The sequence below is a fragment of the Trebonia kvetii genome (assembly GCF_007827045.1).
Classification (GTDB): Bacteria; Actinomycetota; Actinomycetes; order Streptosporangiales; family Streptosporangiaceae; genus Trebonia; species Trebonia kvetii.
Genome location: NZ_RPFW01000006.1, coordinates 138,772 through 151,279, shown reverse-complemented (window position 1 = coordinate 151,279; position 12,508 = coordinate 138,772). Strand labels below are relative to the sequence as shown.

General features: G+C 68.6%; 13 protein-coding genes. 8 read left to right on the top strand and 5 right to left on the bottom strand.

The window, feature by feature from the left end:
* Window positions 1–11: 11 nt before the first annotated feature.
* On the bottom strand, window positions 12–995 hold the full coding sequence (locus EAS64_RS29340; RefSeq protein ID WP_145858314.1) for an alpha-ketoacid dehydrogenase subunit beta: 984 nt from the start codon (window positions 993–995) through the stop codon (window positions 12–14).
* Window positions 992–2,107, bottom strand: coding sequence for a pyruvate dehydrogenase (acetyl-transferring) E1 component subunit alpha (pdhA, locus tag EAS64_RS29335; protein WP_145859079.1), 1,116 nt, complete (start codon window positions 2,105–2,107; stop codon window positions 992–994). The genes EAS64_RS29340 and pdhA overlap by 4 nt, the downstream gene beginning before the upstream one ends.
* A gap of 184 nt (window positions 2,108–2,291) precedes the next feature.
* On the opposite strand from pdhA, the gene purS reads away from it, so the two are divergent.
* From purS to purF, 6 genes are all read left to right on the top strand, one after another.
* Complete coding sequence (gene purS / locus EAS64_RS29330) at window positions 2,292–2,537, top strand: phosphoribosylformylglycinamidine synthase subunit PurS (protein WP_145858313.1); 246 nt, start codon at window positions 2,292–2,294, stop codon at window positions 2,535–2,537.
* A gap of 137 nt (window positions 2,538–2,674) precedes the next feature.
* Window positions 2,675–3,094: an ATP-binding protein gene (locus EAS64_RS29325; protein WP_145858311.1), complete on the top strand. Its 420-nt coding sequence runs from the start codon at window positions 2,675–2,677 to the stop codon at window positions 3,092–3,094.
* A gap of 99 nt (window positions 3,095–3,193) precedes the next feature.
* Window positions 3,194–3,877, top strand: coding sequence for a phosphoribosylformylglycinamidine synthase subunit PurQ (gene purQ, locus EAS64_RS29320; protein WP_145859077.1), 684 nt, complete (start codon window positions 3,194–3,196; stop codon window positions 3,875–3,877).
* On the top strand, window positions 3,874–6,123 hold the full coding sequence (gene purL, locus EAS64_RS29315) for a phosphoribosylformylglycinamidine synthase subunit PurL (protein WP_145858310.1): 2,250 nt from the start codon (window positions 3,874–3,876) through the stop codon (window positions 6,121–6,123). The genes purQ and purL overlap by 4 nt, the downstream gene beginning before the upstream one ends.
* A 133-nt stretch (window positions 6,124–6,256) precedes the next feature.
* Window positions 6,257–6,622 (top strand): sterol carrier family protein, encoded by a 366-nt coding sequence (locus EAS64_RS29310; RefSeq protein WP_145858308.1) that lies wholly within the window; start codon window positions 6,257–6,259, stop codon window positions 6,620–6,622.
* Between the two features lie 17 nt (window positions 6,623–6,639).
* Window positions 6,640–8,097, top strand: a complete 1,458-nt coding sequence (purF, locus tag EAS64_RS29305; RefSeq protein WP_145858306.1) for an amidophosphoribosyltransferase — start codon at window positions 6,640–6,642, stop codon at window positions 8,095–8,097.
* A 171-nt stretch (window positions 8,098–8,268) separates the two neighbouring features.
* Here purF and EAS64_RS29300 read toward each other — a convergent pair whose 3' ends face one another.
* A complete protein-coding gene (locus tag EAS64_RS29300; protein WP_145858305.1) occupies window positions 8,269–8,502 on the bottom strand; it encodes a DUF3073 domain-containing protein in 234 nt (77 codons plus the stop codon).
* 740 nt (window positions 8,503–9,242) lie between these two features.
* Here EAS64_RS29300 and bldC point away from each other — a divergent pair.
* Window positions 9,243–9,446 carry a developmental transcriptional regulator BldC gene (gene bldC / locus EAS64_RS29295; protein ID WP_013133571.1) on the top strand — a complete coding sequence of 68 codons (204 nt, stop codon included), beginning with the start codon at window positions 9,243–9,245 and terminating at the stop codon, window positions 9,444–9,446.
* A gap of 624 nt (window positions 9,447–10,070) precedes the next feature.
* Here the strand turns inward: bldC and mscL are convergent.
* Together mscL and EAS64_RS29280 are read right to left on the bottom strand one after the other, a co-directional pair.
* Window positions 10,071–10,490 carry a large conductance mechanosensitive channel protein MscL gene (gene mscL / locus EAS64_RS29285; RefSeq protein ID WP_222849708.1) on the bottom strand — a complete coding sequence of 140 codons (420 nt, stop codon included), beginning with the start codon at window positions 10,488–10,490 and terminating at the stop codon, window positions 10,071–10,073.
* 29 nt (window positions 10,491–10,519) lie between these two features.
* Window positions 10,520–11,746, bottom strand: coding sequence for a DNA methyltransferase (locus tag EAS64_RS29280; RefSeq protein WP_222849707.1), 1,227 nt, complete (start codon window positions 11,744–11,746; stop codon window positions 10,520–10,522).
* 197 nt (window positions 11,747–11,943) lie between these two features.
* On the opposite strand from EAS64_RS29280, the gene EAS64_RS29275 reads away from it, so the two are divergent.
* Window positions 11,944–12,414: an Lrp/AsnC family transcriptional regulator gene (locus tag EAS64_RS29275; protein WP_145858299.1), complete on the top strand. Its 471-nt coding sequence runs from the start codon at window positions 11,944–11,946 to the stop codon at window positions 12,412–12,414.
* Window positions 12,415–12,508: the final 94 nt, after the last annotated feature.

The following is a 12,508-nucleotide window of genomic DNA, read 5'->3' as shown; positions in this document are numbered from 1 at the left end:
ATCTCCCCAGGTCAGTAAGTGAATGTCCGGTCTACGGCGTCCAGGATCCGGTCCAGGTCCGGCAGGTAATGGTCCTCCGCCCGCGCGACCGGGTACGGGATGGCGAAGCCGCCGACCCGCAGCACCGGGGACTCGAGCTGGTAGAAGCACTCCTCGGTGACCCGGGCCGCGATCTCGGCACCGAGCCCGGCGTAGACGGGCGCCTCGTGAGCGATCACGCAGCGGCCGGTGCGGCGCACCGACTCACCGACCGTCGCCATGTCAAGCGGCGAGAGCGAGCGGAGGTCGATCACCTCGATCGACCGCCCGTCGTTGTCACCGGCGATCGCCGCCTCGATGCAGGTGCGCACGAGCGGACCGTAGCTGAGCAGGGTCACGTCGGTGCCGGGATGCACCACGCGTGCCTTGTCGAGCGCAAGGCCGTCGGCAAGCGGCGCGGCGGTGTCGACCTCGGCCTTGTCCCAGTAGCGCCGCTTGGGCTCGAAGAAGATCACCGGGTCGTCGCTCGCGATCGCGAGCTGGATCATGGCGAACGCGTCGGCGGGGTCGGCGCAGGCGACGACCCGAAGTCCCGCCGTGTGCGCGAAGAAGACCTCGGGGGATTCGCTGTGGTGCTCGACCGCGCCGATGCCGCCGCCGAACGGGATGCGGATCACGACGGGCAGGGCGACCTTGCCACCGGAGCGGTAGCGCATCTTGGCGAGCTGGCTGACGATCTGATCGGTCGCCGGGTAGACGAAGCCGTCGAACTGGATCTCGCAGACCGGCCGGTAGCCGCGCAGCGCGAGGCCGATCGCGGTGCCTACGATCGCCGACTCGGCGAGCGGCGTGTCCACCACGCGATGCTCGCCGAAGTCCTTCTGCAGCCCGTCCGTCACCCGGAAGACGCCGCCGAGCCGGCCGACGTCCTCGCCCATGATCATGACCTTCTGATCGGATTCGAGCGCGCGGCGCAGCCCCTCGTTGATCGCGCGGGAGAGCGTAATCCTTGTCATCGCCCGGCCCCCTCTTCTGCGAACCCAGCCAGGTAGGCCGCGTACTGTTCGCGCTCGGCGTCGAGGATCGTGCTGCTACCCGCGTACACGTTGTCGAAAAGCGCGAGCGGCGGCGGATCGGGCAGCGCGAGAACCGAAGCGCGCAGCTTGGCGGCGAGTTCGTCAGCCTCCGCCTCGATCTGCTCGAAGAAGGAGCCGTCGGCCTGGCCGGTGCGGACGAGCCAGGAACGGACCCGCTCGAGCGGGTCCCGCAGCCGCCAGGCCTCGAGCTCGCTCGCGAGCCGGTACCTGGTCGGGTCGTCGGTGGTGGTGTGCGCGCCCATGCGGTAGGTGAAGGCCTCGATGAGCGTGGGGCCGTTGCCCTCGCGGGCCGACCGCAGCGCCTGCTTAGTCACCGCGTAGACGGCGAGCACGTCGTTGCCGTCGACCCGGATGCCGGGGAAGCCGAAGCCGCTCGCCCGCTGGTAGATGGGGGCCCGGCTCTGCCGCTCTGGCGGCGCCGAGATGGCGAACTGGTTGTTCTGGCAGAAGAAGACGAGCGGCGCGTGAAAGACCGAGGCCCAGGCGAAGGCCTCGCTCACGTCGCCCTGGCTGGTCGCGCCGTCGCCGAAGTAGGCGATCACGGCCTCGTCCTCCGAGCCGTCCCGCTGTATGCCCATGGCGTACCCGGTGGCATGCAGCGTCTGGTCGCCGATGACGACCGTGTAGAGGTGGAACTTGTGCTCCTCCGGGTCCCACGCCCCGTGGGTGACCCCGCGGAAAAGCTCGAACACCCGCAGGATGTCCATGCCGCGGCACCAGGCGACGCCGTGCTCACGGTAGGAGGGGAAGGCCATGTCCTTGGGGGAGAGCGCCCGGGCGGAGCCGATCTGCGCGGCCTCCTGGCCGAGCAGCGGTGCCCACAGGGCGAGTTCGCCCTGGCGCTGCAGCGCGATCGCCTCGGTATCGATGCGCCGGACGAGGGCCATGTCTCGGTACATGCCCTTAATGTCTACGTCGTCGAGCGGGTACTCGGGGTGGTCGACCCGCTCGCCTTCGGGGGTAAGTAGCTGGATGGTCTCGATGGTCACGCGCCACTCCTTCTCGCCGTGGCCGTGCGACGGGATCGCCATCGCCGGCCTGACCAGGCTGGACGCCTCGTGGTTATACGCTTCATGGGCGTCTCGTCCCCACGAGGCCTGCCGCACCTAAGTTCACGCACCTGACGATATATGCCCCATACCCGCGTTCCCGATACGGCGGCGGCATTGGCCGCGGCGGGTTACGGGGGGTCATCCACCGGGAGAGGACAGCTACGTGGCCACAGTGATCGTCGACGTCATGCTGAAGCAGGAGATTCACGACCCGCAGGGCGAGGCGGTGCTCAGCGCGTCGCACCGGCTGGGCTTCGGCGCCGTGAAGGGGGTGCGCCAGGGAAAGCGGTTTGAGGTCGAGCTCGAGGGCCCAGCCGACGGCGCCGCACTCGCGGCTGTCGAGGAACTGGCTCGCGAGCTGCTCGCCAACCCAGTGATCGAGGAATTCTCGGTCCATGCCACAGAGTGACGTTCTGATCACGGATTGGCATTCTTGATTACGACGGCGTGTCGCTGGAAATCCCTGTTCATGTGAGAACGCAGTCGCCTTCCGGCACGCGAAAGACGCGGCCGAAAGTTCGGTTCTGCCTTGTGTTCGAGCGGGAGATGCTGAGCGTTCCTGTGATGCGCCAGGTCCTCGGGGACACGCTGCGCGGAATCGGAGTGAACGAGGAGTCTGTTTCCGACATCCTGCTGGCCGCCACAGAGGCCTGCACGAACGTCGTGCTGCACGCGGGACAGTCCGCACGCGCCTACACCGTGAAGGCCACCGTGGACAACGCCGCGTGCCGGGTCGAGGTCACCGATGCCGGGCAGGGGTGCCGGACGAGACGCGCCGCCGCCAGGCGTCAGCCGGGGGAAATCGGGCCCGCTGACCACGCAAACCTCGCGGAATCCGGACGCGGGTTCGCGATCATGAGGGCCTGCGTCGACGCGGTGACCCTCCATTCCGCACCAGGCGAGGGCACGCACGTCGTGCTCGACAAGCGCATCCACTGGGAGGCACCGCTGGCCCGCACCGCCTGAGCCAGGCCATCCACCACCGGGGGGCGCCGCGGGCACGGGGCGCCCCCGGACACGCCGTGCGGTTGGTCTGAGCAGGTCAGGTAGTCTTTCATCGTGCGGATAGGCGTTGTCACGTTTCCCGGTTCACTGGACGACACGGACGCGGCCCGCGCCGTGCGGTACGCGGGAGCAGAGCCGGTATCGCTCTGGCACTCCGATCGCGACCTGCGCGGCGTTGACGCGGTGGTCCTGCCCGGCGGGTTCTCCTACGGTGACTACCTGCGGTGCGGCGCGATCGCCCGGTTCTCTCCCGTCATGGGGGAACTGATCCCGGCGGCGCGGGCCGGGCTGCCGGTGCTCGGCATCTGCAACGGCTTCCAGATCCTGTGCGAGGCGCACCTGCTGCCGGGCGCGCTCACCAGGAACGCGGGCCTGCGGTTCATCCATGCCGACGTGCGGCTCGCGGTGACCGACGCACGGACCCCCTGGACTGCGGGCTACTCCGCGGGGCAGGTGCTCAACGTGCCGGTCAAGAACGGCGAGGGCGCGTTCGTGGCCGACGAGGCGACCCTGGACGAACTCGAGCGCACCGGCCGAGTCGTCGTCAGGTATGCCGACGGCGCGCCCAACGGCTCCGCACGCGACATCGCGGGCATCTGCAACGCCGAGGGCAACGTTGTCGGCCTGATGCCGCACCCGGAGCACGCCATCGACCCGCTGACCGGCCCGTCGGCGGACGGCCTCGGCTTCTTCACTTCGATCGTGGCCGCGTTCGCCGGCGCGGGACTTGGGGCGCGCGCGTGAGCGGCGAGGACACCATCGAGGTCGCCGGCGGGACGCCGGAGACGGCGCAGCCGTTCAAGGAACTCGGCCTCACCGAGGACGAGTACCAGAAGATCCGCGACATCCTCGGCCGCCGCCCCACCGCGGCGGAGCTGGCGCTCTACTCGGTCATGTGGAGCGAGCACTGCTCCTACAAGTCGTCCAAGGTGCACCTGCGCAACCTGGCGCCCACCGCCGACCAGTCGCAGTACCTGCTCGCGGGCATCGGCGCGAACGCGGGCGTGGTGGACATCGGGCAGGGCTACGCGGTCACCTTCAAGATCGAGAGCCACAACCACCCGTCGTTCGTCGAGCCGCATCAGGGCGCCGCCACCGGCATCGGCGGCATCGTGCGCGACATCCTGGCGATGGGCGCGCGGCCGATCGCGGTGATGGACGCGCTGCGCTTCGGCCCGGCCGACGCGCACGACACGGCCCGGGTGCTGCCCGGCGTCGTGTCGGGCATCTCCTTCTACGGCAACTGCCTCGGCCTGCCGAACATCGGCGGCGAACTCGCCTTCGACGCGAGCTATGCGGGCAACCCCCTCGTCAACGCGCTGTGCGTGGGACTCATGCGGCACGACGACCTCAAGGCGGCGGTCGCCACCGGGCTCGGCAACAAGGTCATCCTGTTCGGCTCGCGCACCGGACCCGACGGCGTCGGCGGCGCCTCCGTGCTCGCCAGCGCCACGTTCGGCGACGACGGCGGTAAGTCGGCCAAGCGCCCCTCGGTGCAGGTGGGCGACCCGTTCATGGAGAAGCTGCTCGTCGAGTGCTGCCTCGAGCTGTACGCGGCGGACCTGGTCGAGGGCATCCAGGACCTGGGCGCGGCAGGCGTCGCCTGCGCCACCACCGAGCTGGCCGCGGGCGGCGACGGCGGCATGTTCGTGGACATGGACGCGATCCCGCTCCGCGACCCCAACCTGACGCCCGCCGAGATCCTGATGAGCGAATCGCAGGAACGGATGATGGCGGTGGTCAAGCCGAAGCGCGTGGACGCGTTCCTTGCCATCTGTCGCAAGTGGGACGTCGAGGCCACGGTGATCGGCGAGGTGACCGGGGACGGCCTGCTCACTATGACCTGGCGGGGCGGCACCGTCGTCAAGATCCCGCCGCAGACCGCCGCCGACGGCCCGGTCTACCAGCGGCCGTACGCCAGGCCCGACACGCTTGACGCGCTCCAGGTCGCCGGCCCCGAGGGACTGCACCGGCCGGCGGACGGCGCGGCGCTGCGCGACACCCTGCTGCGGCTGCTCGGCTCGCCTGGCCTCGCCGACAAGCGCTGGGTCACCCAGCAGTACGACAGCCTGGTGCGCGGCAACACCGTGCTCGCGATGCCGGAAGACGGCGGCCTGCTCCGGGTGGCCGAGGAAACCGGCCTCGGCATCGCACTGGCCACCGACGGCAACGGCAGGTACTGCACGCTCGACCCGTACCAGGGCACCCAGCTCATGCTCGCCGAGGCGTACCGGAACGTCGCGATGACCGGTGCCGTGCCGGTCGCGGTCACCAACTGCCTCAACTTCGGCTCACCGGAAGACCCGGCCGTCATGTGGCAGCTCGCCGAGGCGATCCGCGGCCTGGCCGACGGCTGCAAGCACCTGGGCATCCCGGTGACCGGCGGCAACGTCAGCCTCTACAACCAGACCGGCGCGACCGCGATTCACCCGACCCCGGTGATCGGCGTGCTCGGCGTGCACGAGGACGTGCGCCGCCGCCCCGGCGCCGGCTTCACCGTGGACGGTGCCCAAGTAGTGCTGCTCGGCACCACCCGCGACGAGTTCGGCGGGTCCGCGTGGGCCGACGTGGTCCACCAGCACCTGGGCGGACGCCCGCCGGCCGTCGATCTTGACGCCGAACGGAAGCTGGCTTCGCTCGTCGTCGCCGCGGCGACCGAGGGCCTGCTGGCCAGCGCGCACGACCTCTCCGACGGCGGACTGGCCATCGCGCTCGCGGAGGCGTGCCTGCGCGGCGGGCGCGGCGTTGTTGTTTCCCTTCACGGCGATCAGTTCACCGAGCTGTTCAGCGAGTCGGCCGGCCGCGCGGTTGTCTCGGTCATACCGGGCCGCGAGGTGGAGTTCGGCGCTCTCGCCGAGGAGCATGACGTCCCCGCCACGGTCCTCGGTGTCGCCTTCGGCGACACCCTGACGGTCGGCGACACCTTCCAGATCCCGCTGCCTGAGCTTGAGCGCGTCTGGATCGGCACCCTCCCGGCTATCTTTGGCTAGCGTCGTCCGCGTCTTTGCTTAGCTAGTGACCACTTCGAGCGTCTTTGCTTAACCGGGCGTGGGACATTTGCCGCGAAGCGGACACAAATGTGGTCGCTGGTTAAGCAGAGTGATGATCCGGGAAGGTGTGGGCATGCCGGCGCGCAAGCCAGACCCGGCCGGTGAGGCCAGTGTGGCGGCTGTGGTCGCCGCGCTTGACTCGGGGGACGACCCGGAGCGGGGTGCCCTGCGGTCGGCCGCGCGATTCCTGTTGCAGGAGCTTGAGAGAGCACGCCCAGGCCGTTCGGTGGAGATCAGAGTGGTGCCGGTCGCGGCGGTGCAGGCGGTCGCCGGCCCGCGCCACACGCGAGGGACGCCGCCCAGCGTCGTGGAGACGGATGCGTTGACCTGGGTCAGGCTCGCGACCGGGCGGCTCGGCTGGGATGAGGCGGTGCGCAGCGGCTCGGTCCGTGCCAGCGGGTCGCGTTCTGATCTGTCCGCGTTTCTTCCGCTGACCTGACCAAATAGACTGATGCGGTGGCTAAGCCAGACGGGCGTCTTACGCACGATCTCGATCCCGCCGACCGCCCGCCCAGGGATGCCTGTGGCGTCTTTGGTGTCTGGTCTCCCGGTGAGGACGTCGCCAAACTCGGTTACTACGGGCTGCACGCGCTGCAGCACCGAGGTCAGGAGTCGGCAGGCATCGCGGTCAGCGACGGCAGGCGGATCGTGGTGCACAAGGAGATGGGGCTGGTCGCCCAGGTCTTCGACGAGCCCTCGCTCACCGCGCTGCGCGGCGACATCGCGGTCGCGCACTGCCGCTACTCGACGACGGGCGCCCCGGTCTGGGCCAACGCGCAGCCGACCTTCCGCTCGACGCGAGCGGTGTCCATCGCGCTCGGGCACAACGGGAACCTGACTAACACCCGCGAGCTTGCCGCGATGCTTCCCGCGGAAAACGGTTTCGCCGGGCTGCACGCCACCTCGGACACCGACGTGCTGACCGAGCTGATCGCTGTCGGGGCGGACGACGGCGGGGTCGAGGAGGCCGCGGCCCGCATCCTGCCGCTGGTGCGCGGCGCCTATTCGCTCGTGTTCATGGACGAGAACACGCTGTACGCGGCCCGGGACCCGCAGGGCTTCCGGCCGCTCGTCATCGGGCAGCTGGCCGGCGGCTGGGTGGCGGCGAGCGAGACCGCCGCGCTGGACATCGTCGGTGCCACCTTCCTGCGCGAGGTCGAGCCCGGCGAGCTGATCACCCTGGACGAGCGTGGCGTTCGGTCGCGGCGGTTCGCGCCCGCCGCGCCCAAGGTCTGCCTGTTCGAGTACGTCTACCTGGCCAGGCCGGACACCACCATCGGCGGCCGCGGACTGCACGCGACCCGGGTGGAGATCGGGCGGAAGCTCGCCGCCGAGGCGCCCGCGCAGGCGGACCTGGTCATCCCGGTGCCCGAGTCGGGCACGCCGGCCGCGATCGGGTACGCGGAGGCCAGCGGCATCCCCTACGGCCAGGGCCTGGTGAAGAACTCCTACGTGGGGCGGACCTTCATCCAGCCGAGCCAGACCATCAGGAAGCTCGGCATCAGGCTGAAGCTCAACCCGCTGCGCGACGTGATCGCGGGCAAGCGGATCGTCGTGGTCGACGACTCCATCGTGCGCGGCAACACCCAGCAGGCGATCGTGGCGATGCTCCGCGATTCCGGCGCGCTCGAAGTCCACGTGCGGATCGCGTCGCCGCCGGTGAAATGGCCGTGCTTCTACGGCATCGACTTCGCCACCAGGGACGAGCTGATCGCAGGGCATTGCAGCGTCGAGGAGATCCGCTCGACCATCGGCGCGGACTCACTTGGCTACGTGTCGCTGGACGCGCTTGTCGCCGCGACGGAACAGCCAACGGGATCGCTGTGCCGCGCCTGCTTCGACGGGCACTACCCGGTGCCGGTACCGGAGAGCGAACGCGGAAAGAGCGTGCTTGAAGCGGTCACGACCGCCTGAGCGGAAACACCGCAAGACCCCGTGGCGACTGTGCCCGCCAAGACAATAGGGCCCGCTGACAAGTCGGACCGCCGACCGCGAAGTTTCACCTCCGCGGTGGCGGTCGCATCGACTGGTGCTAAGCGCCCTCGGCCGACGCGGCAGAGCGCGTCAGCATGGTGGCATGCGTCGTTAACGGGACTGCGACCAGTCTTCCTCGTCGTCGTCCTCGTCCTCTTCGCCGTCGTCGTCGTCGAGGGCATCCTCGTCTTCGTACTCGGCATACGGGTCGTCGTGGTCGGCGCTCCGCGCTTCCGTTCCGACGCCCAGCTCCTGCCGCAGCCGGTTAAGATCCGTGCCTCCGCCGTTGTACTTAAGCTGGCGAGCAACCTTAACCTGCTTGGCCTTAGCTCGGCCGCGCCCCATTGGCTCGACCCCCTCGAACGTCCGGGGCCGTGCGACCCCGCGATGCCTCTGTCGCTGGCCTGTGTAAGGCACCTCTGTGACACACACAGAACCGCCGTAGATCCCCCTTGGGGACCTCGGCGCTCGCCAGCTTCCGTACAGGTATAACCGTACCCGGTTTGCGGCCCTGATGACTACGCCGATTGGCTCTCACTGTGCACTTGCGCCTCGTGTTGCCTCTGATACTGCTTCTCCGAGCATCAGACATCGCCGTGCGCATCCGCGCTGTATAGGGCCGTTGCGGGGTTGACGGGCGGTGCCTGTCGCACGATCGTGGTTAAGAAGAGACCTGTCGCACGATCGTGCTTAAGAAAGAGAAGTGTGGGGTTATATCACGATTCAGTCATGGTAGATTACAGTCAGTGTCTAGGGGGCTACAGCTGATGCGTCTTCGCTCTCCGCCAGGGGGGCGACGATGAGCTGCGCGGAACTAGAACGCGCGGGGCAGTTTTTCCGAATCTGGCCCGATGCGACGATAAGTATCGCTAGAATCACTGACAGTGACGCCGCCAGCGGTGCATCGGGGCGCATCCAGAGACAGAATCCATGCAGATAGTTGTCGACTAGTCACCGCTGGTAGTGGCAAGATGGACCTCGTGGGCCATATGGGGATATCAGTGACAAGCTCCCTGCGGGGTACCAAGGCCACACAACAACAACACGAGGATCGCTACACCGATCCAGGAGGAGAGGCCGCACCAATGTCCGCACGCACTCCAGAGGCCGAGCCGCTACTCACCCCGGCTGAGGTCGCAACGATGTTCCGGGTCGACCCCAAGACGGTGACGCGCTGGGCGAAGGCCGGGAAGCTGACTTCGATCCGCACGCTGGGTGGGCACCGGCGCTACCGGGAGACCGAGGTCCGTGCTCTGCTCGCGGGCATCCCGCAGCAGCGCTCCGAGTAGGGTTCCCGCCGCAGAGCATGGCGAGGAGGAGGCGCGAGAGATCGCGCCGCGTCAATGCTCAAGGTGGAACTCGTCCGGTGGGCTGGGGGGAACCGTCCCAGCGGGCGAGGGCAGTTCGCGCGAGTGATCTTGACGGGGTGGTCTAGATGCTGGCGCCGGCGGCACTCGCCGCGCTGGGACCGGTCCGGACCTTAAACCGGGCACAGACTTTATTTAGGGGGATCGAACGATGCGTGATCCAGAGCTGGTGGCCCGCGCTGAACGCGCGGCCGCGCGCCTGGGATCGGCCTGGGAGCGGTGGAGAGCGCTCCAGGGCATAGGCGAAACGCCGGCGCAGCCGGTGGTCGGATATGTGGGTTACGCCCTCAAGGAACCATGGGGGCAGCCGCGTGCTGTCATAGGGTTCAGCGCGGATGAGGCGGAGCGGCTCGCGGAATTCCTTGAGCGCGGCAGCGGTGATCTCGCCGTCATCGACCTCGGCGCCGCCGACCGGGCGCTGGCCGTTACGAGCCAGTTATCTGGTTCCCAGCGTCGCCACAGGTTCCTACCAGGAAGCGGTGTAAGACTGAAGATGTCTGGGCTCGGGACGGCCAGGCCCCGGCCCGAGCCCAGACTGTTTCCTGCTTAGCTTTGCCCGGTACCCTGCCCGACGGGGACGACGGGGACGGTGCAGTACATGCACCGGGACGCCGCGATCGGGATCGTGCTGAGGCACTCCGGGCAGTCCCGTGTGGTCACTTCCGCGCGCTTGGCGAACCGTGCGGCGATCTTCGCCATCGGCGCGACGATCAGGAAGTAGACGATCGCGGCGATGACCAGGAACGCGATGATCGCGTCGAGGGCCAGGCCGAGCTTGAATGTGCTGCCGTGCACCTCGAAGGACAGCGTGGAGAAATCGGGCTGGCCGCCGATCGCCGCGATCAGCGGCGTGATCAGGTTGGCGACGATCGCCGTCACGACGGCGGTGAACGCGGTGCCGATAACGACCGCGATCGCCAGGTCGATTATGTTGCCGCGGGTGATGAAGTCCCGGAAACCCTTCACGTGGCTGACCCCCTGGGTGGTTGGACTATTCAGGCGGCGACCCTTGCCGGCTGAGTGACGACCTTTGGCTGGCATTTACATGTGCCCGCTCGCTTGATGAAGATACCGATGACGAAGCCGGAGCATAAGCGTCTCGTCATGCGGTACTTCGCGAGACGACCGTCATAGTGATGTTTGTCACATAACTCGTTTATACCCGGCATACCCTCATCTGCCCCTTGCGTCCCAGGGTCATCGCGGCAGTCTCGGTCCGCGACCGCATCCGCGAGGCGCTGCGCGGCGATCTCCGCGAAGTCGTGATCCCGTTCGGCTACGCAGGGGAAGCGGCGCGCCTGCACGGCCGCGACCGCACCGGAGGCGAGCCCGCCGAACGGCTCCCAGATCACGTCGCCCTCGTCCGTGGCGGCGTGCAGTATCCGCCGCATGAGCTCGAGCGGCTTCTGGTTGAGATGCGCCGCCGACAGGCTGCCCGGGTTGTAGACACGCGGCGCGGCCCGGCGCATCGTCCCCTTGAGCCGCTCGACGCCGTGCAGCGGCGCGAGCCGCCAGACGTTGGTGAGCCCGTGCGTGTGCCGCCATTTGAACCGGAGCGCGTCCCACCCCTTGGCAGTCACCGGGGCGCGGCCGTCGAGTGAGTAGTAGGGCCAGCCGGATTTCGCGCCGTGGGCATTGGCATATGCGGCGAGCCGCTCGACCATCTCTCCCGGCGGCCAGTACCAGAGCCAGTCGGTGGTGAGGTACTTGCGGGTGGCCGCGTTCGCCACCCCGCACGCCTCGTTCGCCCGGTTTAGCGCCAGACCCGACCGCAGCCACTCGTGCCGCATCCACCGCTGCACATCCATCGGGCCGTCGGGCCCGCTCACCTCGAACCTCCGCTGGTAGAACACGCACACCTCGGAGACAACCGGGAAGCGGCGGATCGTCCTGCCGTTGACGTTGCCCGCGATGTGGCGGACCCCCTTGTCCCAGGTGATGGTCTGCACGTAATCCCAGCCGTGCCGGGCAAGCAGCGGGTGCACGGTGGCCCAGCCGACCTCGGTGTTCCAGAACCACAGTGTCGTGGCCGGACCGGACAGCCGGCTCCACGCTTCGATGTGCGGCAGGTACCAGTCGGCGAGTCCCTCGGTGCCGACCGTGTCGCCGGGAAATCCCCGCACGCCGTAGGCGCCGTCGCTGATGATGGCCGCGGGAACCGGCCAGTCCCCGTACGCGTCGAGCGCGTCGCCCCGGTGCAGCAGGTAGGGAGGCGGTGCCAAGCCTGCCTCCCTTCGCGGTGCGCGGGGCGCCGGGGTTGACCCCACAACCAGTGAATCCAGAGTAGCCTGCTGGCCGAAGTATGTTCGGCTAGAGACGCGATCGGGCGTCATGCCGGCGCACGCTGTTCGGCTTCGCGGGCGTCCGGTATCGCGGCGGCTTTTACGGTTTGATGGCGGTTGCTTAGCGGGAGGACACGATGGACGCGGTGGATCAGGCGATCCTGCGGCGGCTGCAGCGCGATGGCAGGCAGACCAACCGCGAGCTCGCCGAGGCGCTCGGGATCGCACCGTCGACCGCGCTTGAGCGGACCCGCGCGCTGCGTGCCCGCGGCGTGATCACCGGCTTCCACGCCGCGGTGGACCTGGCGGCGCTCGGCCGCGGCGTTCAGGCGCTGATCTCGATCCGCATCAGGCCGCAGTCACGTGAGGCCATCGAGACCGTTAGGGACAACATGGCCAAGCTGCCAGAGACGCTCGGCGTGTTCGTGGTCACGGGCAACGAGGACGTCCTTGTCCACGTGGCGGTGCCGAGCACCCAGTACCTGCGGGACTTCGTGCTCGACAGGCTGGCCCGCCGCAAGGAGTTCGTGGATGTCAGGACCACCGTCGTGTTCGACTACGTCCAGCCCGTCGAGCAGTCCGAACTTCCGGATGGCATGACGCGGTAATTGCCGAACCTTCTTCGGCTTGACCGCCGGTCGGCCGCAATGAACTGAACGAGTGGCGGCTCTGTGGGGCTTAGCCATGCAACCGTTCGGCTGA

What these genes read in the sequence shown, in the direction of transcription:
- EAS64_RS29340 (WP_145858314.1), bottom strand. Translation starts at nt 995, where the DNA reads ATGACAAGGATTACGCTCTCCCGCGCGATCAACGAGGGGCTGCGCCGC.
- pdhA (WP_145859079.1), bottom strand. Translation starts at nt 2,107, where the DNA reads ATGGCGATCCCGTCGCACGGCCACGGCGAGAAGGAGTGGCGCGTGACC.
- EAS64_RS29325 (WP_145858311.1), top strand. Translation starts at nt 2,675, where the DNA reads ATGCTGAGCGTTCCTGTGATGCGCCAGGTCCTCGGGGACACGCTGCGC.
- EAS64_RS29310 (WP_145858308.1), top strand. Translation starts at nt 6,257, where the DNA reads ATGCCGGCGCGCAAGCCAGACCCGGCCGGTGAGGCCAGTGTGGCGGCT.
- EAS64_RS29300 (WP_145858305.1), bottom strand. Translation starts at nt 8,502, where the DNA reads ATGGGGCGCGGCCGAGCTAAGGCCAAGCAGGTTAAGGTTGCTCGCCAG.
- bldC (WP_013133571.1), top strand. Translation starts at nt 9,243, where the DNA reads ATGTCCGCACGCACTCCAGAGGCCGAGCCGCTACTCACCCCGGCTGAG.
- EAS64_RS29275 (WP_145858299.1), top strand. Translation starts at nt 11,944, where the DNA reads ATGGACGCGGTGGATCAGGCGATCCTGCGGCGGCTGCAGCGCGATGGC.